A 22498-nucleotide genomic window follows, 5' to 3' on the forward strand; every position below is an offset into this window, starting at 1 on the left:
CCCCCGACCCCGGCGCCGGTCGTCGTGCCCGGGCCGGGCCGACCGCCGTCCGTACGATGACGGTCCGCGTCCACCCAGGGGAGGCACGCCGCGTGGCCCACGTACCGCCGGACCGCCGGCCCACCGCCCGGTTCCCCCGCCGGTCCGGCCCACCCCCGCAGCCGGGCAGCCCACCCGGCCCTCCGCACGGCCGGACTCCCCCCGCCCACGCCGACCACCCCGGGCCTTCGTACGACCCGGCCGGCTGGGCCCCGCCACCGGCGGCCGAGGAGCCGGTGGCCGGTCGCCGGTGGCCGTGGCGGCCCCGCGGTCGCGCCGACCGGCACCCACCCGCCGAGCCCGGGCGCGCAGCACGACGCCCGTGGCGGCGGGAGTGCCGCACCCGGCGCCGCGGCGTCCTGCGCGCCCTCGGCCGGCTGCTGGTGGCGGCGTTCCTGCTGCAGGCGCTGGTGCTGGCGTCGCTGCGGTGGGTGGACCCGCCGACGACGGCCTTCATGGCCGCCAACCCCGACGGCGCGGTGCAGCAGTTCGTGCCGGTCGAGCACGTCTCCCGCAACCTCCTCGCCGCGGTGGTCGCGCACGAGGACGCCCCACTGCCCTACCGCTCCGGGGCCTTCGACTGGGACGAGCTCGTCGCGCGCGCCCAGGCCCACCTCCGCGGTGAGGACGACCCATCGGGCTCGACCATCCCGCAGCAGGTGGCCAAGAACCTCTTCCTCAACCAGGAGCTGAGCGCCTGGCGCAAGGCGGTCGAGGCCGGCCTCGCCGCGGAACTGGCGATCGCCCTGGACGACCGGCGGATGATCGAGCTGTACGTCAACCACGCCCAGTTCGGCCCCACGGTCTACGGCGTCTGCGCCGCCAGCTGGTACTACTTCGACACCCCGCCCGACACGCTGTACCAGGACCAGGCCATCCAGCTCGCCGGCCTGCTGCCCTCGCCCGGGCACGTCCGCCGCGCCCCCGGCGGCGGGCTGGACTTCCAGGTCGAGGACGGCCTCGGCTGGCTGTCCCGGTCGCACGTGCTCAACGCGCAGCAGCGACTGCCCGCCCACCTCGATCGGCTGGGCTTCCAGCCGATCGAGGACCTCGGCGTCACCGGGCTGGCCGCCGACGAGCCGGACAGCAGCGACGACTGCAGCGAGCGACCGGCGGAGGTCGCCGACCTGATCGCCGCGGAGGGCACCGCCTGAGGACGGCGACCCGCCCGTCACCCGATCGTCACGTTCACCCGGCCTGCCCCGGGCACCCCCTTGACGAGACCGAGGAGGTCGCCCGACCGAGGTCGTCGACGTCACCGGCGCGCGCACCCTCCGGCAGGTCGCCTGGGCCGGTTCCTCCGAAGGGCGGACGTCCCTCGCGGTCGGCACCCGTGCCCGGCTGCCGTTCCGGGTGTTCGTGCTCGACGGCGCCCCCGGCACCTCCGACGGCACGCGGGTCGTGCTGGACGTCGCCCACCGCTGGTGACGGCCGGCGGGTCGGTCAGTCCGGGACGTTGCCCTCGTCGGGCTCGCGCTCCTTGCGGCGCAGCATCCAGGCCGTCGCCCCGAGCAGCACGACGAGCACCCCGAGGACGGCGATCTCGGTGATCCGGTCGTCGAACGCCGCACCCTTGCCCAGGGCGCTCGCCGCCTCGACCGAGAGCACGACGATCTCCTTGATCGAGGCGATGATCCCGACCAGCAGGAACGGCTCGGCGATCAGTTCGCGGCGCTCGACCGTGGTGCGGACCGCGAACAGCAGCTCCACGACGATGAAGACCAGCAGCAGGACGTCGAGCAGCTCCAGGACCGGGGTCTGGGAGAAGTCCCCGACCATCCCCCAGGTGGTCTTCCCTGCCACGATGAGCAGCAGGAAGGCGCTGACCACCAGGAACAGCGCGATGCCGGCGTAGACGAGGTTCTCGCCGACCTCCAGCGCACGGGTGCCGAAACGGCCCAGACCGGGTCGTTCGTCGTCCTGCTGCTCGGGGTCGCGCCGGGTCCGCTGGGTCGCCATCCGGCGATCATGGCCGACCCGGGCCTCGCACGGGTCAGGACGCCGGCGGGCGTCCCTCCTGCGGGTCAGCGCTGCGGCGCGGCGGCTCGATCGCCAGCGGCGCCCGGCGCAGGGTGTCCAGCAGCTCCTGCCCCGGGGCCGGCTCGTCGACCAGCTCGGCGGGGCTGTCGGGCACCCGGTCGGCCGGGTCGAAGCTGCGCGGCACCCGCTTCAGGTGCCGGCCCATCGACCGGCCGAGCAGGATCACCGCGACCAGCAGGACCACGATCAGGAACAGCCCGACCGGGCCGGCCTTGCCGACGTCCTCGGGGAGCTGCTGCTGCTCGACGGCCAGCAGCGTCAGGGCGGCGTTCACGCGACGTCCGCGGAGGTCCGGATGCCGGCGAACAGGTCGTCCTCCGGGGTGGTCGAGTCGACCAGCGAGCGGGCCAGCTCGTAGTCCTCGGTCGGCCAGGTGCGGGTCTGCAGGTCCAGCGGGACGGAGAACCAGCGGCCGGTCGGGTCGATCTGGGTGGCGTGGGCGATCAGCGCCGCGTCACGCACCGGGAAGTACTCGGCGCAGGGCACCCGGGTGGTCACCCGGTGGGAGATGTCGTTGGCCGGGTCCCAGTTCGCCAGCCACTCCGTGTAGGGCGACTCGGCGCCAGTGGCCAGCATCGCCTCGTGCAGCGCCTTCGTCCGCGGCAGCGTGAAGCCCATGTGGTAGTAGAGCTTGCTCACCTGCCAGGGCTCACCGAGCTCGGGGTACCGGTCCGGGTCGCCGGCCGCCTCGAACGCGTGCACGGAGATGTCGTGGGTCTTGATGTGGTCGGGGTGCGGGTAGCCACCACGCTCGTCGTAGGTGGTCATCACCTGCGGCTTGAACCGCCGGATCAGCGCGACCAGCGGTGCTGCGGCCTCCTCGACCGGGACCAGCGCGAAGCAGCCCTCCGGCAGCGGCGGCAGCGGGTCGCCCTCGGGCAGCCCGGAGTCCACGAAGCCGAGGAACTCCTGCTCCACGCCCAGGATCTCGCGGGCGCGGTCCATCTCCTCGGTGCGGATCTCCGCCATCCGCTCCCAGACGTCGGGGCGGTCCATGGCCGGGTTCAGCACCGAGCCGCGCTCGCCCCCGGTGCAGGTCGCCACCAGCACGCGGGCGCCCTCGGCGACGTACTTCGCCATCGTCGCTGCGCCCTTGCTCGACTCGTCGTCCGGGTGCGCGTGCACCGCGAGCAGCCGCAGCTGGTCCGGTTCGGTCACGGTCTCTCCTCGCTCCGCTCGTCGAACCCGTGCCCGACGGTGCTGCCTGCATGGCCTGGCCCACTCGGCCCCACCGGCCATGGTCCCACTCGGGGCGCGGTCCTGGCACGCCCCCCGGAGAGCACCGGGTGTGCGCCGCACCACTCCTCCCCGACCTCGGCCGGCGGCCGGACCAGTTCCGTCGAGCCCTGCACGAGGGGAGGTCGCGGTGTTAGGTTGCTCGGATTGACCACCGGTGGCCCTCGGAGCGGAGGGTCACCAATCGAGCACCGGGAGCACTACGTGTCCACCCCCACTGACGAGCAGGACCAGGGCGTCTGGCTGACGCAGGAGGCCCACGACCGGCTGCGCGCCGAGCTCGACCAGCTGGTGGCGAACCGTCCGGCCATGGCCAAGGAGATCAACGACCGCCGCGAGGAGGGTGACCTCAAGGAGAACGGCGGCTACCACGCTGCTCGCGAGGAGCAGGGCAAGCAGGAGGGCCGGATCCGCCAGCTGACCGACCTGCTGCGCAAGGCCCGGGTCGGCGACGCCCCCACCACGGCCACCCACGCGGCCCTCGGCACGGTCATCACCATCGCCTTCGACGGCGACGAGGACGACACCGAGAAGTTCCTCCTCGGCTCCCGCGAGATCGCCGGCACGACCGAGCTCACCGTCTACTCCCCCGAGTCGGCGCTGGGTTCGGCGATCGTCGGCGCCGAGCCGGGGTCGACGGTCACCTACCAGGCACCCAACGGCAAGGACATCTCCGTGAAGGTCCTCGCCGTCGAGCCGTTCGTCCCCTGATCGACCGGATGACCAGCGCGGTGGACGGCGGGCACACCCGGGGCCGGCGGGCGGAGAACACCACCTTCGTCTGCGGGCACTGCGAGACCCTCGTGCCGGCCAACACCGACGGGCACTACCGCAACCACTGCCCGTGGTGCCTGTGGTCGCTGCACGTCGACGAGCTGCCCGGCGACCGGGCGAGCGAGTGCCGGGCGCTGATGGAGCCCATCGGCCTGGTGGAGAAGTCGGGGAAGGGCTGGCAGGTGGTGCACCGGTGCACCACCTGTGGCCACCGGCAGCCCAACCGGCTGGTGCGCGACGGCGCGGCTCCCGACGACCTGGACCTGGTGCTGCAGCTCCCCTGGCTCTGACCTGATCCGCCCACCGCGGCGACGGGCGGAGACCGAACGGCCCCACGGACACTGTCCGTGGGGCCGTTCCGCGTCGCGGGGTCAGGCGGCGGGAGCGAGCCCGCGGCGGCGGAGCAGCGGGCCGGTGTCGGCGGCGCGGCCGCGGACGGCGGCGAAGGCGCCCAGCGGGTCGACCGAGCCCCCGCGGGAGAGCAGCCGCTCGCGGAACACGTCGCCGTTGGCCCGGCGCAGCCCGCCGTTCTCCTTGAACCACTCCACGGTGTCGGCGTCGAGGACCTCCGACCAGATGTAGGAGTAGTAACCGGCCGAGTAGCCCCCGGCGAAGACGTGCTGGAAGTACGTCGTCCGGTACCGCGGCGGCACCAGGTCGAACGCGACGCCGGCGTCGGCGAGGGCCTTCACCTCGAAGGCCTGCGGGTCGGTCACCCGCGTGTCCGGCCCGATCCGGTGCCAGGCCTGGTCGAGCAGCGTGGCGCCCAGGTACTCGACGGTGGCGAACCCCTCGCCCCACAGGGCAGCGGCCTCGATCGCGTCGACGGTCTCCTGGGCCAGCGGTTCACCGGTCTCGACGTGCCTGGCGTAGTGGGCCAGCACCTCCGGCCACAGCGCCCACATCTCGTTGACCTGACTGGGGAACTCGACGAAGTCCCGCGGGACGCTGGTGCCGGAGAAGCGCGGGTAGGTGACCGCCGAGGACAGCCCGTGCAGCGCGTGCCCGAACTCGTGGAACAGCGTGGTGACCTCGTCCAGGGTCAGCAGGGTCGGCTGGCCGGCCGCCGCCCGGGTGACGTTGAGGCAGTTGAACACGACCGGCCGGGTGCCGAGCAGGCCCGACTGGTGCACGAAGGAGCTCATCCACGCCCCACCGCGCTTGCCCTCGCGGGCGAAGAAGTCACCCAGGTAGAGCCCGACCGGCTGCTCGTCGGCGAAGACCTCCCACACCCGGACGTCGGGGTGGTAGCCCTGCAGGTCCGGGCGCGGGGTGAAGGTGAGGCCGTAGAGCAGCTCGGCGGCGCGGAAGACGCCGTCGACGAGCACCCGGTCGAGCTCGAACCACGGGCGCAGCGCCGCGCTGTCGACGGCGTAGCGCTCGGCGCGCACCCGCTCGGAGTAGTACGCCCAGTCCCAGGCGGCCAGCTCCACCCCGTCGGCGGCGGCCACCTCGGCGAGCACCGCCGCCTCGGCCCGGGCGTTGGCCATCGCCGGCGGCACGAGGGCACCGAGCAGCTCGTCGACGGCGGCGGAGGTCTGCGCGGTCTGGTCGGCGGCGATCAGGTCGGCGTGGGTGTCGAAGCCGAGCAGCCGGGCGCGCACCGCGCGCAGGTGGGCCATCTCCGCGGCGATCGGGCCGTTGTCGTGCTCCCCGGCCGACGCGCGGGTCAGCGACGCCTCGTGCAGCCGACGGCGCAGCCCGCGGTTGCGCAGCTTCGCCATCGCCGGCTGACCGCTGGGCAGCACCAGGGTGAGCAGGTACCCGCCCTCGTGCCCACGCTCGGCGGCGGCGCCGGCAGCGGCCTGCACCTCGGCGGCGCTCAGCCCGTCGAGCTCGGCCTCGTCGGTGACCAGCACGGCCGCGGCCTCGGTGGCCACGACCAGGTTCTGCCCGAAGGTCGTCGACAGCTCCGACAGCCGCTGGTTGAGGTCGCGGAGCTGCTCGCGGCCGGCGTCGTCCAGACCGGCGCCGGCGAGCACGAAGTCCAGGTGGTAGCGCTCCACGAGCCGCAGCGACTCGGCGTCCAGGCCGGCCTCGTGCCGGCCGGCGTGCACGGCGTCGATCCGGGCGAACAGCGCCGGGTCGAGCCGCAGGGCGTCGGAGTGGGCCGCCGACAGCGGGGCCACCTCCCGCTCGATCTCCCGCAGCCGGTCGCTGGCCATCGAGGAGGCCAGGTTCCAGAACACCGCCTCGGCCCGGCCCAGCAGCTGGCCCGACCGCTCCAGTGCGACGACGGTGTTGTCGAAGGTCGGCTCGGCCGGGTCGGCCAGCAGCGCGGCGACCTCCGCCCGCTGCTCGGCCATGCCGGCCAGCAGCGCCTCCCGGCAGTGCTCCAGCGAGATGTCGGCGAACGGCGGCAGCTCGTAGGGCAGCGTCGAGGCGGCCGCGAACGGGTTGGCCGGGGACAGGGGCTCAGGTGCCGGCGTCGCGGCCGGTTCAGCGGTGCTCATCGCCCCCATCTTCACCCCGCGGCCCGGCCGGCCGTCACCTGGACGACCGGCCGGGTCGTGGTCGTGCTGCGGTCAGTCGCCGCCGGCCGACTCGATCAGCGGCTGGAGGTGCGCAGGTAGGCCCGCACCGACAGCGGCACGAACACCGCGAGGATCGCCACCGCCCACAGCAGGGTGTAGAGCACCGGGTTCTGCAGCGACCAGGCGTCCGGCTCCGGCAGCCCGGCCGGCATGTTGCCGAACAGCTCGCGCGCCGCTCGCACGACCGCCGAGACCGGGTTCCACTCGGCGAAGTGCCGCAGCACCGTCGGGAAGGTCTCCAGCGGCACGAAGGTGTCGGCGATGAACGTCAGCGGGAAGATCACGATGAAGCTCGCGTTGTTGACCACCTCGGGCGTGCGGACCAGCAGCCCGACCATCGCCATCAGCCAGGAGATGGCGAACGCGAACACCAGCAGGACCAGGAACCCGGCGATCGCCTCGGCGATGGAGCTGTTGATCCGCCAGCCGACCACGAGGCCGGTCAGCGCCATCACCACGATGGAGATGACGTTCAGCCCGAGGTCGGCGACCGTGCGGCCGATCAGCACCGCCGAACGGGACATCGGCAGCGACCGGAACCGGTCGATCAGGCCCTTCTGCAGGTCCTCGGCGATGCTCGCCCCGGTGACGGTGGACCCGAAGACCACCGTCTGGGCGAAGATCCCCGGCAGCAGGAACTCCGCGTAGGTGACCCCTGGGGGGAGCCCCTGGATGGCTCCGCCGAACACGTAGCGGAACAGCACCACGAACATGATCGGCGAGAGCGTGGCGAAGACGATCAGGTCGGGCACCCGCTTGACCTTGATCAGGTTGCGCCGGGTGATGACGACGCTGTCGGAGACGGTCTCGGCCAGGGTGCTCATGACTGCGCTCCTGCACTGACGGTGGTGGCCGGCTCGTCGGCGGCGGAGTCGGCGTCGGCGTCCTCGGCCGAACGCCCGGTGAGGGTGAGGAAGACGTCGTCCAGGTCGGGGCGGCGCAACCCGATGTCGAGCACGTCGGCGCGCACGCCGGACAGCCGGCGCAGCGCCTCGGCCAGCGTGTCGGTGCCGCCGGTGACCGGCAGGGAGAGGCGCCTCGTCTGCTGGTCGGCGTGCAGCTCACCGTGCGCCAGCGGCCGCAGTGCGTCGGTGACCACGGCCAGCTGCTCGGCCGTGCCCACGGTCAGCTCGAGCCGCTCACCGCCGACCTGGGCCTTGAGCTCGTCGGCGGTGCCGCGGGCGATCACCCTGCCGCGGTCGATGACCACCATCCGGTCGGCGAGGCGGTCGGCCTCCTCCAGGTACTGGGTGGTGAGCAGGATGGTCGTGCCGTCGCTGACCAGGTCGGCGATGAACTCCCACATGCCCAGCCGGCTGCGCGGGTCGAGCCCGGTCGTCGGCTCGTCGAGGAAGAGCACCCGCGGCCGGGCGATCAGCGAGGCGGCGATGTCGAGGCGCCGGCGCATGCCGCCGGAGTAGGTCTTCGCCGGCCGGTTGGCCGCGTCGGTGAGGTCGAACCGCTCGAGCAGCTGCCCGGCACGCGACCGGGCCTCCCTCTTGCCCAGCCGGTACAGCCGGCCGACCATCTCCAGGTTCTCCGTGCCGGTCAGGTACTCGTCGACCGCGGCGTACTGGCCGGTCAGCCCGATCGCGGCGCGCACCTGGTCGGCCTGGGTGGCGACGTCGAGCCCGGCGACCTCGGCGCGCCCGGCGTCGGGCTGCAGCAGCGTGCTGAGGATCCGGACGACGGTGGTCTTGCCGGCCCCGTTCGGGCCGAGCAGCCCGAGGACGGTGCCCTCGGACACGGTGAGGTCGACCCCACCGAGCGCGGTGTTCTCCCCGAAGCGCTTCACGAGCCCCTCGACGACGACGGCATCGGTCATGCCGCGCACGCTAGGCCCGACCGCCGACAGTTCCGAACGACTTCCCCGGGCACCCGGCGGGTCCGTTCCATGAGCACTCCTCCGACGACGCGTGGTCTCCCGGCCGCCGGGACCCAGCGGCTCACGGGTGCAGACCGGCGTCCGCCGGGGAACTCATCGGTGCCGAGGCCGTCGGGCGACGCCCGGTCGACCTGCCGGGCCGGCTCAGCCGACCTGCCGGGCCGGCTCAGCCGACCTGCCGGGCCGGCTCAGCCGACCTGCCGGGCCGGCTCAGCCGACCTGCCGGGCCGGGCCCAGTCGACCTGCGGGGCCGGGCTCAGTCGACCTGCGGGGCGTAACCGGCGGCGGCCAGCGCCGCCACCACGTCACGGGCGTGGTCGGGGCCGCGGGTCTCCAGGTGCACGCCGATCTCGACCTCACCGAGGTCCAGCCGCGGCGTCGTCCGCTCGTGCTCGACCGAGAGCACGTTGGCCGACAGCCCGGCCAGCTCGTGCAGCAGCCGGGCCAGCGAGCCGGGCCGGTCGGGGGCGGTCACCCGCAGCGACAGGTACCGCCCGGCTGCGGCCATGCCGTGCTGCACGACCTTCATCATCAGCACCGGGTCGATGTTGCCGCCGGAGACCACCGCCACCACGGGCGGTGCGAAGGCGGCCGGGTCGGCCAGCAGCGCGGCGACCGCGGCGACCCCGGCCGGCTCGACGACCAGCTTCGCCCGCTCCACGCAGAACAGCAGCGCCCGGGAGAGGTCGCCCTCGGTCACGGTGACCACCTCGTCGACCAGCCCGGCCACGTGCGCCAGGGTCAGGTCGCCCGGCGCGGCCACCGCGATCCCGTCGGCCATCGTGCTCATCGCGGTCAGCGGCACCGGCCGGCCGGCGGCCAGCGAGGCCGGGAACGCCGCGGCCGCGGCCGCCTGCACGGCGACCACCCGGACGTCGGGGCGGCGGGCCTTCACCGCCGCGGCGATGCCGGAGACCAGGCCCCCGCCGCCGGTGCAGACCACGACGGTGGCCACGTCGGGGCACTGCTCGAGCACCTCGAGCCCGACCGTGCCCTGACCGGCGATCACGTCCGGGTGGTCGAAGGGGTGGATGAACACCGACCCGGTCTCGGCCGCGAACTCCACGGCCGACACCAGCGCCTCGGTGAGGGTGGCCCCGCCGAGCCGGGCGTCGGCGCCGTAGCCGCGGGTGGCCGCGACCTTGGGCAGCGGAGCGCTCTCCGGCATGAAGACGGTGGCGGCCGCGCCGAGCTCGCGCGCGGCCAGCGCGACACCCTGCGCGTGGTTGCCGGCGCTGGCCGCGACCACACCGCGGGCCCGCTCCTCGTCGGTCAGCCGGGCGATCCGGGTGTACGCGCCGCGGATCTTGAACGAGCCGGTGCGCTGCAGGTTCTCGCACTTGAGCCAGACCGGTCCGCCGACCCGCCCGGCCAGGGCGCGGGAGTGCTCCAGCGGCGTACGCCGCACGACGCCCTCCAGCAGCCGGGCAGCCGCCTCGACGTCGGCGCCGCTGACCATGGGGACTGCACCGGGGACGGACACGCCACCGATCCTCCCAGCCCGCAGGTCGGCGGAGCGACGGACACCCGGGTGTCACCGGTGCGTCGTACCGTGGTCGAGGTGACGGACGCCGCACCGCTGGGGACCTCGCAGTCCCCCACCCCACCTGCTCCCACGACCCTGGGCGAACTCCGCGCCAGCGGCGCCACCCCCCGGCCGGTCAAGGCCGAGATCCGCGACAACCTGCTCGCCCGGCTGGCCGCCGGCGAGCCCTCCCTGCCCGGCATCGTCGGCTTCGAGGAGACCGTCGTCCCCGAGGTCGAGCGCGCCCTCATCGCCGGCCACGACCTCGTGCTGCTCGGCGAGCGCGGCCAGGGCAAGACCCGGCTGATCCGCACCCTGGTCGGCCTGCTCGACGAGTGGACGCCGGTGCTGGTCGGCAGCGAGCTGAACGAGCACCCGCTGGAGCCGATCAGCGTCTGGGCGCACCGGCAGATCGCCGAGCACGGCGACGCCACCCCGGTCGGCTGGCTGCACCGCAGCGAGCGCTTCGGCGAGAAGCTGGCCACCCCCGACACCAGCGTCGGCGACCTGATCGGCGACGTCGACCCGATCAAGGTCGCCGAGGGCCGCACGCTGGGCGACCCGGAGACGGTGCACTACGGGCTGGTGCCGCGTACCAACCGCGGCATCTTCAGCGTCAACGAGCTGCCCGACCTGGCCGAGCGCATCCAGGTCGCGCTGCTCAACGTGCTGGAGGAGCGGGACATCCAGATCCGCGGCTACCGGGTGCGGCTGCCGCTGGACCTGCTGCTGGTGGCCAGCGCCAACCCCGAGGACTACACCAACCGCGGCCGGATCATCACCCCGCTCAAGGACCGGTTCGGCGCGGAGGTGCGCACCCACTACCCGATCGAGCTCGCCGACGAGATCCGGCTGCTGCACCAGGAGGCGCAGACCGGCTGGCTCATGGGCGGGCCGGGCGGGGAACGGGCGACTGCGCTGGACGCCCCGCTGGTGCCCGAGCACCTGGTGGAGATCGTCGCCCGGTTCACCCGCCTGGTGCGCGAGTCCAGCCACGTCGACCAGCGCTCCGGGGTCAGCGCCCGGTTCGCCATCGCCGGGCTGGAGACCGTCGCCGCCTCCGCCGTCCGCCGGGCCGCCGTGGCCGGGGAGTCGCGGCCGGTCGCCCGGGTCGTCGACCTGCCCAGCATCGTCCCGGCCAGCCGCGGCAAGGTCGAGTTCGCCGACGCCGGCAGCGACTCCGACGACGATCGCGACCTGGAGGTGCTGGAGCACCTGCTCCGGCAGGCCACCGCGCAGACCTTCCGGGCCCGCTGCGGCGGCCTGGACCTCACCGGTCTGCAGGAGCACTTCACCAGCGGCGACACCGTGGAGTCCGGTGACCTCGTGCCGGCCGCGGCCCTGCTCGGGCAGCTGGGCACCATCCCGCACCTGGCCCAGCTGCTGGGCCGGCTCGGGGTGCCCGAGGGCGAGCAGTCGGCCGAGCAGGCCGCCGCCGCGGTGGAGTTCGCGCTCGAGGGGCTCTGGCTCACCCGCCGGCTGGCCAAGGACACCGACGGCTCCCGCACGGTCTACGGGGCCTGACGTGCCCCAGCGACGGCACGGCGGGTACCGGTACGGCAAGTGGCGCGGCGGGCCCGACCCGCTCGCGCCGCCCTACGACGTCGCCGCGGCGGTCGACGAGATCGGCGACCAGGTGCTGGCGGGCAGCGGCGTCCGCGAGGCGATGCGCGACCTGCTGCGCCGCGGCATCGACGGCCGGCGCGGGCTCGACCAGCTGCGCCGCGACGTCCGCGACCGGCTCCGCAAGGCCCGGCAGGCCGGGCGTCTCGACGGCACGCTGGAGCAGGTCCGCGAGCTCCTGGACCGCGCCGTGGAGGCCGAGCGGACGGCGCTGTTCCCCGACCCGGACGACGCCGCCCGGCTGGCCGAGGCCGAGCTGGACGCGCTGCCGCAGGACACCGCCGGCGCCGTCCGGGCGCTCAAGGACCGCGCCTGGCGCTCACCGGAGGCCGCGCAGGCCTACCGGGAGATCGAGGACCTGCTCCGGCAGGAGGTGCTGGACAGCTCGTTCCAGGGGATGAAGCAGGCCCTGCAGCAGATGGCCGACGGCGACGGCACGGCGATGCAGGCGGTCAAGGACATGGTCGCCGACCTCTCCGCCCTGGTCGACGCGCACAACCGCGGCGAGGACACCGACTCCCGGTTCGCCGACTTCATGGCGCGGCACGGGCAGTTCTTCCCCGACGACCCGCAGTCGGTGGAGGAGCTGATCGACTCCCTCGCCCGCCGGGCCGCCGCCCAGGAGCGGATGCTGGCCGGGCTCTCCCCCGAGCAGCGGGCCGAGCTGCAGGACCTGATGGGCCAGGCCATGGGCGACCTCGGCCTGCAGAGCGAGATGGCCCACCTGTCCGACGCGCTGCGCCAGGCCCGCCCCGACCTGCCGTGGGGGCAGCGCGGGCCGGTCCCGGACGGCGAGCAGGGCCTCGGCCTGGGCGACGCGACGACCGCGGTCGCCGAGCTGGCCGACCTGGAGTCGCTGTCCCAGCAGCTGTCCCAGGGGTACGCCGGCGCCTCGCTGGCCGACGTCGACGAGGAGCTGCTGGAGCAGGCGCTGGGCCGCTCGGCCGTCGACGACCTGGCGGCGCTGCGCCGGCTGGAACGGGAGCTCGAGCGGCAGGGCTGGCTGAACCGCTCCGAGGGGGCGCTGCAGCTGTCTCCCAAGGCGGTGCGCCGGCTGGGCGCCACCGCGCTGCGCCGGGTGTTCGCCCAGCTGTCGGCGACCGGCCGCGGCGAGCACGACGTCGCCGACGCCGGGGCCGCCGGCGAGCTGACCGGGGCGTCACGGGAGTGGCGGTTCGGCGACGAGCAGCCGCTGGACGTCGTCCGCACCGTGCGCAACGCGGTGCTGCGCAGTGCCGGCAGCCCCCGGGGCGAGGGCGAGCGCCGGGTGCAGATCGCCGTCGAGGACTTCGAGGTGGTCGAGACCGAGCGGCGCACCGGCGCCGCCGTGGCGCTGCTGGTCGACCTCTCCTACTCGATGGCGCTGCGCGGCACCTGGGGCGCGGCCAAGTCGACGGCGATGGCCCTGCACTCGCTGGTCACCACCCAGTTCCCGCAGGACGCCATCGAGATCATCGGCTTCTCGTCCACGGCGCAGGTGCTGCGCCCGGAGACGCTGGCCGAGCTGAGCGTGGACACCCTGCAGGGCACCAACCTGCAGCACGGCCTCATGCTGGCCCGCCGCTTCCTGGCCCGGCACCGGGACGCCGAGCCCGTGGTCCTGGTGGTCACCGACGGCGAGCCGACCGCGCACCTGGAGGACGACGGGACGCCGTACTTCTGCTGGCCGCCGATGCCCGAGACGATCGCCCGCACGGTCGCCGAGGTCGAGCGGGTGGCCCGCTCGGGGGCGACCCTCAACGTGTTCGCCCTCGACCCGGAGCCCGGGCTGGTGGAGTTCGTGCACGACATCACCGCGCGGGCCGGCGGCCGGGTCTTCCAGCCCGACAGCGAGCGGCTCGGCGAGTACGTCGTCGCCGACTACCTCCGGGCCCGCCGGGGGCGCGGCCGCCGCTGACGAGCGGCCCCGCCGTCCCCTGCGGCGGGGCCGCAACGGCACGTCGTGGGGTCGGGGACACTGAACGGGTGAGCAGCGAGTCCGACGTCGGAACCGGCACGATCACCATCGAGCAGGTCGACGCCGCGACCACCTACCCGCTGCGGGCCCAGGAGCTCCGCCAGGGCCGGCCGCTGGAGATCGACGAGGACGACGCCCCCTACACCCTCCACCTGGCCGCCCGGATCGACGGCGGCGAGGTGGTCGGCGTGGTCCGGTTCCACCCGCGGGACTGCCCGTGGCGGGAGGGCGAGGGCTCCTGGCAGCTGCGCGGCATGGCCACCGACCCCCGGGTACGGGGCCTCGGCGCGGGGCGGGCGCTGGTCGCCGCCGGGCTCACCCGGGTCGCGGCGCGCGGCGGGCAGCTGGTCTGGTGCGACGCCCGGGCGACGGCCGTCGGCTTCTACCGGCGGATCGGCTTCACGATCGTCACCGACGAGTACGACCTGCGCCCGGTCGGCCCGCACCGCGGCATGCTGATCGAGCTGCCGATCCGCTGACCCGGCGTCAGCGCAGCGGGTGCTCCCCGCTCGAGCTGATCCCCGGGACCTGCCCGGCACGGAAGGCGTCCACGAACAGCCGGTGGTCGTCCCGGGTGCGCTGGGCGTAGGAGTGGGCGAAGGCGGTCAGGTCGGCGATCAGCTCCTCGCGCCGGTCGCCCACCATCTCGGTGATCGCGTCCTCGGTCTGGAAGTCGACGAGCTCGTGGTCGCTGTCGGCGTCCCCGACGCAGTGCATCTTCGCCGTGGCCCGGCCCAGCTGGGCGACCACCGGGAGGATCTCCTCGGGCTCGGTCAGCTCGTCCCAGTCCAGGTCCAGCTCGTAGGGCGACAGCTCCGCGACCACGAACCCGACCCCGTCGATCTCGGTGTGCCCCAGGAACGGGGAGGCGTGGGACTGCAGCGCCCGCTGGCTCATCGCCGTCCGGTGGCCCTCGTGCTCGAAGTGCCGGCGGATCGCCGGGTCGGTCACGATCCGGCTGACCGCGGGCACCCCGCCCTGCTTGATCGACAGGACGACGTCGTTCTCCAGCGCCTGGTCGTAGCCCTCGATGAGCACGTTGTAGGCCGGCAGCCCGGCGCTGCCGATGCCGAAGCCGCCGGTGGCCACGACGTCCTTCACGTCGTAGGTGACCTCGCGGCGGCGCGTGCCCGCCGGCAGCGTCTCCCGGTACCGCTGGACGGCGGCGAGCACCACCGCGTGCTCCGCGTCGTCCAGCCGGCGGGTGCGGGGGCCCTCGGCGAAGCGCCGCTGGTGGGCCTCGATCACCGTCATCCGCTGCAGCAGGCCGATCCGGGTGCGCTCGGTGGTGGCGAGCACCAGCTCGTGCACGGCGCCCTCGGTGTTCTCCCGGCGGAGGGCGAAGGAGCGGTCGTCGTCGGCGGCCACGAAGGCGTGCACCTGGTCCAGGTAGGCCTCCAGGTAGCGGCGCAGCACGGCGTCGATCGCGTCGTCGCCGAGTGCCTTGCGCCAGGCCAGCAGCGCGAAGCTGGCGGCGAACCGGCGCAGGTCCCAGCTGACGTGGCCGAGGTAGGCCTCGTCGAAGTCGTTGACGTCGAAGACGATCCGCCCCTGGCCGTCCATGTAGGTGCCGAATTTCTCCGCGTGCAGGTCACCGTGGATCCACACCCGCGACGTCCGCTCGTCGCACCAGCGATCGGAGATCGTCGCCATGTCGGCGTAGAACAGGCACGCCGAGCCGCGGTAGAAGGCGAACGGGTCGGCGGCCATCTTGCGGAACTTGGTCCGGAAGGCGTCCGCGTCGGCGGCCATCAGGTCGGCGAAGGCATCGACGAGGACGTCGACGATCTGCTGCTGACGGTCGTCGTCCGGAGGGGTGAGGTGAGCGTGGTCGGCCACGGCCCCACCGTAGGTGGTGGATAGCCTGGTGATCAGCGCTCCCGACCGCAGGACGCGGCGTGGGGGCCGGGAGAGAGGACGGGCCGGGTGACGCGAGCGAGCAGGGCGCGGCGACTGGCGACCGGCGCCGTGTACGGCGGTGGCGGGGTCGGCCTGGCCGGCGCTGCCCTGGTGACGCTGCTCCGCGAGGAGGCCCGCGCGGCCCGCCGCAAGGTCGTCGCCCGCACCGCCAAGGCCGACCCACCGACCGGCAACGGCGTCTACGGCCGGGGCCGCGGCAAGCCGCTGGTCCTCACCGTGCTGGGTGACTCCAGCGCCGTCGGGCTCGGCGTGGAGGAGCCCGGCGAGACCCCGGGCGTGCTCATCGCCGCCGCCCTCACCGAGCTCGCCGAGCGGCCGGTCCGGCTGGCCAAGTTCGCCCGGTCCGGCGCCGTGTCCAAGGACCTCGCCGCCCAGGTCGACCTGGCGCTCGACGAGCACCCGGACGTCGCCGTGATCATGATCGGCGCCAACGACGTGACCAGCCGGGCCCGGCCCGCCGACTCGGTGCGGGCGCTGGCCGAGGCGGTCCGCCGGCTGATCGCCGCCGACTGCCAGGTGGTCGTCGGCACCTGCCCCGACCTCGGCACGATCCGGCCGATCAGCCAGCCGCTGCGCCTGCTCGCCCGGCGCTGGAGCCGCCAGCTCGCCGCGGCGCAGACGATCGCGGTGGTCGCCGAGGGCGGGCGCACCGTCTCGCTGGGCTCCGTGCTGGGCCCGTCCTTCGCCACCGACCGCGGGCTGTTCAGCAACGACGAGTTCCACCCCTCGGCCGCCGGTTACGCGGCGGCCGCGGCGTCGCTGCTGCCCTCGGTCGCCGACGCACTCGGCGTCTGGCCGGCCGCCGCCGACCGCGGCCTGCGGCTGCGCCGGGACACCGTGCGGCCGGTCGCCCAGGCCGCGGCCCGCGCTGCCGGGCGCCCCGGCACCGAGGTCCAGCCGACCGCCGTCCGCGGCCAGGAGACCGGGCCACGGGGCCCCTGGGCCCGGTTGCGCCGCCGGCGCCCGCCGGACATCCCCACCGCCGAGCGGGCCGACGAGGCCGTCTCCGCCACCGCGTCGTCCTGAGGTCGCGTACCGCTCCGTACCCGGGAGTAGGTTCGCAGGCGACCGACGTCCGTCGCCGCCCACCGAGGCGGCGCGCCTCATCGTGGAGGACCCATGCCCGAAGCCGTCATCGTCGCCGCCGCCCGCTCCCCCATCGGCCGCGCGTTCAAGGGGTCGCTCAAGGACCTCCGGCCCGACGACCTGGCCGCCACGATCACCCGGGCCGCACTCGACCAGGTGCCGCAGCTCGACCCCACCGACATCGACGACCTGATGCTGGGCTGCGGCCTGCCCGGCGGTGAGCAGGGCTTCAACATGGGCCGCGTCGTCGCCGTCCTGATGGGCATGGACCACCTGCCCGGGACGACGATCACCCGCTACTGCTCCTCCTCGCTGCAGACCACCCGGATGGCGCTGCACGCGATCAAGGCCGGCGAGGGCGACGTGTTCATCTCGGCGGGCGTGGAGATGGTGTCCCGCTTCGTCAAGGGCAACTCCGACGCCATCCCGGACACCCAGAACCCGCGGTTCGAGGCCGCCCAGGCCAAGGTCGCCAAGGCCGCCGAGAGCGGCGCCGACTCCTGGCACGACCCGCGCGAGGACGGCGACCTGCCCGACGCCTACATCGCCATGGGCCAGACGGCGGAGAACCTGGCGCTGCTCAAGGACGTCTCCCGCCAGGAGATGGACGAGTTCGCCGTGCGCAGCCAGAACCTGGCCGAGCAGGCGATCGCCGACGGCTTCTGGGAGCGGGAGATCACCCCGGTCACCACCCCTGACGGCACCGTGGTGACCAAGGACGACGGCCCGCGCGCCGGCACCACGATCGAGGGCATCTCCGGCCTGAAGCCGGTCTTCCGTCCCGAGGGCCGGGTCACCGCCGGCAACGCCTGCCCGCTCAACGACGGCGCCGCAGCACTGGTGGTCATGAGCGACACCAAGGCCGCAGAGCTGGGCATCACCCCGCTGGCCCGGATCGTCTCCACCGGCGTCACCGGGCTCTCCCCGGAGATCATGGGCTACGGCCCGGTCGCCGCCTCCCAGCAGGCGCTGGCCCGCGCCGGGATGTCCATCTCGGACATGGACCTGGTGGAGATCAACGAGGCGTTCGCCGCGCAGGTCATCCCCAGCTACCGCGACCTGGGCATCGACATCGACAAGCTGAACGTGCACGGCGGCGCCATCGCCGTCGGGCACCCGTTCGGCATGACCGGTGCCCGGATCACCGGCACCCTGCTCAACGGCCTGCGCGCCCGGGACGGACAGTTCGGCCTGGAGACCATGTGCGTCGGTGGCGGCCAGGGCATGGCGATGGTGCTCGAGCGCCTCAGCTGACCCCCAGGGGGCGGCCGTGTTCGCCAACACGGCCGCCCCGGTCACACGACGAAGGCCCGGCCCCCAGGGGGACCGGGCCTTCGTCGTTGTCAGGCCCCCTTCAGAGGCTCGCCCCGAGCGTGCGAGGGGTGAGGAGAAGGGGGCCCTTCATCAGTCGCTGGACTGCAGGTAGCTGAGCAGCCGCAGGATCTCCAGGTACAGCCAGACGACCGTCACCAGGAGGCCGAAGGCGATGTACCAGGCGAACTTCGGCTCGGCACCGCGGCGGATCGCCTCGTCAGCCATGTCGAAGTCGAGCAGCAGCGAGAACGCCGCGACACCGATGACGACCAGGCTGAACACGATGGCCAGCGGGCCACCGTCACGCAGGCCGAGGCCGCCGGGGGTGAAGAAGCTGGCGACCAGGTTGACCAGCACCAGGGCCAGCACACCGAACATCGCGCCGACGATCCAGCGGGTCAGCTTCGGGGTGACCCGGATGGCACCGGTCTTGTAGACCACCAGCATGCCGACGAAGACACCGAAGGTGCCGATCACCGCCTGCATGATGATGTTGCCGCCGAACTGGGTGGCGTAGAGCTCGCTGATCGCACCCAGCGCGATGCCCTCGAGGGCCGCGAAGGCCAGCGTGGCACCGGGGTTGGCGATCTGCTTGAACGAGATCACCATCGCGATCACGAAGGCGATCAGCACCGCCGGCAGCGCGAAGGCGGCGGCGGTGGTGCCGGGCAGCGCCCAGGTGGCGGCGGCGGCCAGGACGGTCACCAGGAAGGTGATGCCGGTCTTGGTGACGACGTCGTCCATCGTCAGGTAGGCGCGGCCGGTGGCCGCGTACGGCGACGGTGCGGCGTACGGGTCCTGCTGGGTGGGCACCCCGCCGTAGGTCTGCTGCGGGGTCGTGCCCCAGCCGGCGTACTGGCCGTTGCCGGCCGCGGGGAACCCCCGGCTGAAGGCCGGGTTGCTGCTGGGCATCGTCATCTCCTCGAGGTGACTGGTCGGACCGTGAGGCAGTCGGTGCACCCCACGCTGCCTGTTCCAACGCCAGGTCAGCCCGGCGAGTTCCCACTCTGCCGGCCCACTGCCGACGGGTGCCCCCGGTCGGGTTCGAACCGACACTGGGACCCTTTTAAGGGGCCTGCCTCTGCCGATTGGGCTACGAGGGCGTTCAGCGCTCAGGAGCTTGCCAGCTCCGTCGCACGGGCGAGCACGGCGTCCAGCATCGGTTCGGTGAGCTTGCCGGTGAAGGTGTTCTGCTGGCTGACGTGGTAGCTGCCCAGCAGGGTCAGCGGGCCGTGTGGCCCGGCCAGGGTGACCTCGACCCCGTGCCCGAAGGCCGGCCGAGGGCGGGGCAGCGTCACGCCGGCACCGGCGAGCACCGGCCACAGCGCCGTCCAGCCGAACCCGCCCAGGACGACGACCACCCGCAGCCGCGGCAGCAGCTCGAGCTCGCGGGCCAGCCACGGCGAGCAGGTGTCCCGCTCCTCGGGCGTCGGGGCGTTCGCCGGCGGGGCGCAGCGGACCGCGGCGCACACCCGGACGTCGGTGAGCTCGAGGCCGTCGTCGGCGTGCACCGAGGTCGGCTGGTTCGCCAGCCCGGCGCGCCAGAGCGCGGCGAAGATCCAGTCACCGCTGCGATCGCCGGTGAACACCCGGCCGGTGCGGTTGCCCCCGTGGGCCGCCGGGGCCAGCCCGACCACGGCGATCCGCGCGTCCGCCGGCCCGAGACCGGGCACCGGCCGGCCCCAGTAGTCCTCGTCCCGGAACGACGCCCGCTTCACCCGGGCGACCTCCTCGCGCCAGGCCACCAGCCGAGGGCAGGCCCGGCAGCCGGAGACCCGCTCGTCCAGCACCACCAGGTCCCGGCTGGCGGCCGCGCCGCGCCGGACGCCGGCGGCGCTGCGGGTGACGGGGAAGCCGTCGGCGTCACGTGCCATGCCGACAGCACAGCACTGCTCCGGGAGCGCACCGCAGCCACCCCCGGCATGATCGGGGGGTGGCGAAGAAGCAGAAGGTGAAGACCCCGTTGCTGTACAAGCTGCTCGGCCCGGCCATGGCGATCCCGGCCGGGATCGTGGTCAAGAAGGTCGCGGACACGACCTGGGAGAAGGTGCGCGGCTACCCGCCGCCGAAGAACCCCATCGCCCCCGGGGTCACCTGGCCCGACGCGCTGGCCTGGGCGGCGGTCTCCGGCACTCTGTACGCCGCCGGCCGGCTGGTCGCGGCCAACGCGGCCGCGACCGTCTACCGGAAGATCACCGGCAACCTGCCGCCCGGCGTCAACGCCGACAGCGCCGCCTGACGGCCCCCTCCAGGGCACCGCCCCGAGCTTGCGAGGGGTGGGGAGGAGGGGGTCCTTCGGGCCGCGGGCGGCGTCAGGGTCGCGGCGTCACGGGCGCGCGAGGCGGAGGGCGATGCCGTCGAGGATGTCGTGCTCGCTGACCACGACGTCCTCGAGTTCGAAGGCGTCCATGATCACCCGGAGCACGAGGGCGCCCGCGCCGATGACGTCGACCCGGCCCGGGTGCATGACCGGTGAGGCCGCCCGCCGGGCCCGGGTGGCGGTGAGCAGGCCGGCGGTGACCGAGCGGACGGCGCCGACCGGGATGCGGGAGCCGTGGATGGCGGCCGGGTCGTAGGCGGTGAGGCCCAGCGCCAGGGCGGCCACCGTCGTCACCGAGCCGGCCAGCCCCACCAGCGTGGCGGCCTCCCCCACCGGCACCTCGGCGGCGACCAGCTCGAGCGCGGCACGCACGTCGGCCTCGGCGGCCTGCACCTCGTCCGGCGGCGGGGGGTCGCTGCGCAGGTGCCGCTCGGTGAGCCGCACGCACCCGACGTCCACCGACCGGGCCGCGCGCACCCCGCCCGCGTCGCCGAGCACGAACTCCGTCGAGCCGCCGCCGATGTCGACGACCAGGTACGGCGGGCGGGGCGCCGGGGACCCGTGCGCCTGCGCCGCCGCGGCCAGGGACGCCGTCGCCCCGAGGAAGGAGAGCTCGGCCTCCTCCACGCCCGGCACCACGTCGGGCAGCTGACCGAGGGTGGCGACCACCATCGCCTCGAAGTCGTCCCGGTTGGCGGCGTCCCGGCTGGCGCTGGTCGCGACCATCCGCACCCGCTCGGCGCCCAGCTCGCGGGCCTGGGCGGCGTACTCGGCCAGCACCACGCGGGTGCGCTCGATCGCCTCGGGGGCCAGCCGGCCCGTGGCGTCCACCCCCTGGCCCAGCCGGACGACCTCCATCCGGCGCAGCAGGTCGGTGTGCGCCCCCACCGCCGGGACGTCGGCCACCAGCAGCCGGATCGAGTTGGTGCCGCAGTCGATGGCGGCGACCCGGGTCACGCCCGTCCCTCCGCGTCCGGGGAGCGCACGTCCGCCGGGTCCTGGGGAGACGGCTGGGCGCACGGCCCGGCTGCCCACCACTCCCCCATCTCGGCCACCGCCCGGCCGCCGATCGGGTTCACACCGGGGCCGGCGGCCAGGGCGTGCGCGGCCAGGGCGTGCAGGCACTTCACCCGGTCGGGCATGCCGCCGGCGGTGGCCCGGGTCGGCAGCACGTCCCGGGCGTCGCGGGTGGCCAGGAAGGCCTCGTGCGCCTCGAGGTAGGCCGCGGCCAGCTCGGGGTCGGTGGCCAGCTCGTCCTGCCACTCCCGCATCCGGCCGGCCGACTCCAGTCGGCTCGCCGCCGCCGTCGCCCGCGGGCAGGTCAGGTAGTACAGCGTCGGGAACGGGGTCCCGTCCTCCAGCCGCGGCGAGGTCTCGACGACGTCGGGCTGCCCGCACGGGCACCGGTGCGCGACACCGACCAGCGCACGGGGTGGGCGGCCGAGCTGGCGGGCGATGACGGCGCGCTCGTCCGGCGTGACCGGCGGCGAGACCTGGGTGGGGTCGGGACTGGACACCCCAGAAGTCTGCGGCAGCGCCTCCGCTGCGCCGTCACGGCCCCCTCCCGGGCACCGCGCTGAGCTCGCGGCGGGGGTCGGGGTGGGCCTCAGTCGCCGTCCGTGGCGGGGTCGCCGTCGGCGTCGGCGATCGAGCTGAGCAGCCCCTCGTACCAGGGCAGCGGCGCGCGGGGGTCGGTCGCCCCGGCCGGCGCGTCGGCGGTGTCTCCGGGGTCGCCGGCGTCGCCCACGATGACCAGCCGGCTGCCCGGCGGGACCAAGATCAGCCGCTCGCGGGCCTGCTGCTCGACGTAGGCCGGGTCGGCCTGCTGGTCCAGCCTGGCCTGCAGCTCGGCGGCCCGCTGGGAGAGGGCGGCCTCCTCGGCCGCCAGCTGGGCGAGCTGCTGCCGGCCGGCGACGTACTGGCGCACCGGCCCAGCGAGGGTGAGCGCCAGCAGCAGCACGAGGGCGGTGAGCAGCACCGCGCGGCCGGTGAACCGCGGGCCGCGCCGCGGCGCGGTCCCCCGGGTCGGCCGGCGGGTGGTGCGGCGACCCGGCCGGCTGTCCGCCGCGCCGCGGGCACCGGCCCGCACGGGCCGCGACGGGGTCCGGCGGCGGGCGCCCCCGGAGCGGCCACGGCGGGTGGGACCGGTGCTCACTGGTTCTCCTCGCTGTTCCTGCACGAACGGGGGGGGCGGGGGGGGGGGGGGGGGGGGGGGGGGGGGGGGGGGGGGGGGGGGGGGGGGGGG

Annotated in this window: 22 protein-coding genes, 1 tRNA gene and 1 pseudogene; 10 read left to right on the plus strand and 14 right to left on the minus strand. The window is 74.6% G+C overall.

The window, feature by feature from the left end; translation table 11 throughout:
• Positions 1–275 precede the first annotated feature (275 nt).
• Together ACJTNH_RS12710 and ACJTNH_RS12715 are read left to right on the plus strand one after the other, a co-directional pair.
• Entirely contained in the window at positions 276–1193 is a 918-nt protein-coding gene (locus tag ACJTNH_RS12710) for a transglycosylase domain-containing protein (RefSeq protein ID WP_458176180.1), read from the plus strand.
• A gap of 94 nt (positions 1194–1287) precedes the next feature.
• Positions 1288–1467 (plus strand): annotated as a pseudogene (locus ACJTNH_RS12715) (AMIN-like domain-containing (lipo)protein); the annotation flags it as partial.
• A 15-nt stretch (positions 1468–1482) separates the two neighbouring features.
• Here the strand turns inward: ACJTNH_RS12715 and ACJTNH_RS12720 are convergent.
• From ACJTNH_RS12720 to mca, 3 genes are read right to left on the minus strand one after another with little or no spacing between them, the layout of a single operon-like run.
• On the minus strand, positions 1483–1998 hold the full coding sequence (locus tag ACJTNH_RS12720; RefSeq protein ID WP_458176182.1) for a phosphate-starvation-inducible PsiE family protein: 516 nt from the start codon (positions 1996–1998) through the stop codon (positions 1483–1485).
• A 34-nt stretch (positions 1999–2032) separates the two neighbouring features.
• Positions 2033–2353 carry a hypothetical protein gene (locus ACJTNH_RS12725; RefSeq protein ID WP_458176184.1) on the minus strand — a complete coding sequence of 107 codons (321 nt, stop codon included), beginning with the start codon at positions 2351–2353 and terminating at the stop codon, positions 2033–2035.
• Positions 2350–3237 carry a mycothiol conjugate amidase Mca gene (gene mca / locus ACJTNH_RS12730; RefSeq protein WP_458176186.1) on the minus strand — a complete coding sequence of 296 codons (888 nt, stop codon included), beginning with the start codon at positions 3235–3237 and terminating at the stop codon, positions 2350–2352. Before mca ends, ACJTNH_RS12725 begins: the two co-directional genes overlap by 4 nt.
• 282 nt (positions 3238–3519) lie before the next feature.
• Between mca and greA the strand changes: the two genes are divergently transcribed.
• Together greA and ACJTNH_RS12740 are read left to right on the plus strand one after the other, a co-directional pair.
• Positions 3520–4026: a transcription elongation factor GreA gene (greA, locus tag ACJTNH_RS12735; protein WP_458176188.1), complete on the plus strand. Its 507-nt coding sequence runs from the start codon at positions 3520–3522 to the stop codon at positions 4024–4026.
• A gap of 8 nt (positions 4027–4034) precedes the next feature.
• Positions 4035–4379 (plus strand): RNHCP domain-containing protein, encoded by a 345-nt coding sequence (locus tag ACJTNH_RS12740; protein WP_458176190.1) that lies wholly within the window; start codon positions 4035–4037, stop codon positions 4377–4379.
• 81 nt (positions 4380–4460) lie between these two features.
• Here ACJTNH_RS12740 and ACJTNH_RS12745 read toward each other — a convergent pair whose 3' ends face one another.
• The 4 genes from ACJTNH_RS12745 to ilvA all read right to left on the minus strand — a co-directional run bounded on the left by ACJTNH_RS12745 (position 4461) and on the right by ilvA (position 9991).
• A complete protein-coding gene (locus ACJTNH_RS12745; RefSeq protein WP_458176192.1) occupies positions 4461–6542 on the minus strand; it encodes a M3 family metallopeptidase in 2082 nt (693 codons plus the stop codon).
• 95 nt (positions 6543–6637) lie between these two features.
• Positions 6638–7447 carry an ABC transporter permease gene (locus ACJTNH_RS12750; RefSeq protein ID WP_458176194.1) on the minus strand — a complete coding sequence of 270 codons (810 nt, stop codon included), beginning with the start codon at positions 7445–7447 and terminating at the stop codon, positions 6638–6640.
• Positions 7444–8448 carry an ATP-binding cassette domain-containing protein gene (locus ACJTNH_RS12755; RefSeq protein WP_458176196.1) on the minus strand — a complete coding sequence of 335 codons (1005 nt, stop codon included), beginning with the start codon at positions 8446–8448 and terminating at the stop codon, positions 7444–7446. The genes ACJTNH_RS12750 and ACJTNH_RS12755 overlap by 4 nt, the downstream gene beginning before the upstream one ends.
• Before the next feature lie 316 nt (positions 8449–8764).
• Positions 8765–9991, minus strand: coding sequence for a threonine ammonia-lyase (gene ilvA, locus ACJTNH_RS12760; RefSeq protein ID WP_458176198.1), 1227 nt, complete (start codon positions 9989–9991; stop codon positions 8765–8767).
• A 78-nt stretch (positions 9992–10069) separates the two neighbouring features.
• On the opposite strand from ilvA, the gene ACJTNH_RS12765 reads away from it, so the two are divergent.
• From ACJTNH_RS12765 to ACJTNH_RS12775, 3 genes are all read left to right on the plus strand, one after another.
• Entirely contained in the window at positions 10070–11557 is a 1488-nt protein-coding gene (locus tag ACJTNH_RS12765) for a sigma 54-interacting transcriptional regulator (protein ID WP_458176200.1), read from the plus strand.
• A 1-nt stretch (position 11558) separates the two neighbouring features.
• Positions 11559–13553 carry a vWA domain-containing protein gene (locus ACJTNH_RS12770; RefSeq protein ID WP_458176202.1) on the plus strand — a complete coding sequence of 665 codons (1995 nt, stop codon included), beginning with the start codon at positions 11559–11561 and terminating at the stop codon, positions 13551–13553.
• Positions 13554–13621: 68 nt separating this feature from the next.
• A complete protein-coding gene (locus ACJTNH_RS12775) occupies positions 13622–14092 on the plus strand; it encodes a GNAT family N-acetyltransferase (protein WP_458176204.1) in 471 nt (156 codons plus the stop codon).
• 7 nt (positions 14093–14099) lie between these two features.
• Here ACJTNH_RS12775 and ACJTNH_RS12780 read toward each other — a convergent pair whose 3' ends face one another.
• Positions 14100–15452, minus strand: a complete 1353-nt coding sequence (locus tag ACJTNH_RS12780) for a DUF2252 domain-containing protein (RefSeq protein WP_458176206.1) — start codon at positions 15450–15452, stop codon at positions 14100–14102.
• An 87-nt stretch (positions 15453–15539) separates the two neighbouring features.
• On the opposite strand from ACJTNH_RS12780, the gene ACJTNH_RS12785 reads away from it, so the two are divergent.
• Complete coding sequence (locus tag ACJTNH_RS12785) at positions 15540–16559, plus strand: SGNH/GDSL hydrolase family protein (protein ID WP_458176208.1); 1020 nt, start codon at positions 15540–15542, stop codon at positions 16557–16559.
• 93 nt (positions 16560–16652) lie between these two features.
• Entirely contained in the window at positions 16653–17873 is a 1221-nt protein-coding gene (locus tag ACJTNH_RS12790; RefSeq protein ID WP_458176210.1) for an acetyl-CoA C-acetyltransferase, read from the plus strand.
• 150 nt (positions 17874–18023) lie between these two features.
• Here the strand turns inward: ACJTNH_RS12790 and ACJTNH_RS12795 are convergent, their stop codons facing one another.
• From ACJTNH_RS12795 to ACJTNH_RS12805, 3 genes are all read right to left on the minus strand, one after another.
• Complete coding sequence (locus ACJTNH_RS12795) at positions 18024–18845, minus strand: Bax inhibitor-1/YccA family protein (RefSeq protein WP_458176212.1); 822 nt, start codon at positions 18843–18845, stop codon at positions 18024–18026.
• 117 nt (positions 18846–18962) lie between these two features.
• A tRNA-Leu gene (locus ACJTNH_RS12800) sits at positions 18963–19036 on the minus strand.
• A 9-nt stretch (positions 19037–19045) separates the two neighbouring features.
• Complete coding sequence (locus ACJTNH_RS12805; RefSeq protein ID WP_458176214.1) at positions 19046–19807, minus strand: uracil-DNA glycosylase; 762 nt, start codon at positions 19805–19807, stop codon at positions 19046–19048.
• 59 nt (positions 19808–19866) lie between these two features.
• Here ACJTNH_RS12805 and ACJTNH_RS12810 point away from each other — a divergent pair, with 59 nt between their 5' ends.
• Complete coding sequence (locus ACJTNH_RS12810; RefSeq protein WP_458176216.1) at positions 19867–20172, plus strand: DUF4235 domain-containing protein; 306 nt, start codon at positions 19867–19869, stop codon at positions 20170–20172.
• Positions 20173–20259: 87 nt separating this feature from the next.
• On the opposite strand, the gene ACJTNH_RS12815 is transcribed toward ACJTNH_RS12810, so the two are convergent.
• The 3 genes from ACJTNH_RS12815 to ACJTNH_RS12825 form a co-directional block, all read right to left on the minus strand.
• Positions 20260–21210 carry a Ppx/GppA phosphatase family protein gene (locus ACJTNH_RS12815; RefSeq protein WP_458176218.1) on the minus strand — a complete coding sequence of 317 codons (951 nt, stop codon included), beginning with the start codon at positions 21208–21210 and terminating at the stop codon, positions 20260–20262.
• A complete protein-coding gene (locus tag ACJTNH_RS12820; RefSeq protein WP_458176219.1) occupies positions 21207–21770 on the minus strand; it encodes a DUF501 domain-containing protein in 564 nt (187 codons plus the stop codon). Before ACJTNH_RS12820 ends, ACJTNH_RS12815 begins: the two co-directional genes overlap by 4 nt.
• A gap of 89 nt (positions 21771–21859) precedes the next feature.
• Positions 21860–22408, minus strand: coding sequence for a septum formation initiator family protein (locus tag ACJTNH_RS12825; protein WP_458176221.1), 549 nt, complete (start codon positions 22406–22408; stop codon positions 21860–21862).
• Positions 22409–22498: the final 90 nt, after the last annotated feature.

This window comes from Modestobacter lacusdianchii, assembly GCF_054177765.1.

Coding starts and splice junctions, on each gene's coding strand:
- ACJTNH_RS12720 (WP_458176182.1), bottom strand. CDS start 1,998: ATGGCGACCCAGCGGACCCGGCGCGACCCCGAGCAGCAGGACGACGAA.
- ACJTNH_RS12745 (WP_458176192.1), bottom strand. CDS start 6,542: ATGAGCACCGCTGAACCGGCCGCGACGCCGGCACCTGAGCCCCTGTCC.
- ACJTNH_RS12805 (WP_458176214.1), bottom strand. CDS start 19,807: ATGGCACGTGACGCCGACGGCTTCCCCGTCACCCGCAGCGCCGCCGGC.
- ACJTNH_RS12795 (WP_458176212.1), bottom strand. CDS start 18,845: ATGCCCAGCAGCAACCCGGCCTTCAGCCGGGGGTTCCCCGCGGCCGGC.
- ACJTNH_RS12750 (WP_458176194.1), bottom strand. CDS start 7,447: ATGAGCACCCTGGCCGAGACCGTCTCCGACAGCGTCGTCATCACCCGG.
- ACJTNH_RS12740 (WP_458176190.1), top strand. CDS start 4,035: ATGACCAGCGCGGTGGACGGCGGGCACACCCGGGGCCGGCGGGCGGAG.
- ACJTNH_RS12755 (WP_458176196.1), bottom strand. CDS start 8,448: ATGACCGATGCCGTCGTCGTCGAGGGGCTCGTGAAGCGCTTCGGGGAG.
- ACJTNH_RS12790 (WP_458176210.1), top strand. CDS start 16,653: ATGCCCGAAGCCGTCATCGTCGCCGCCGCCCGCTCCCCCATCGGCCGC.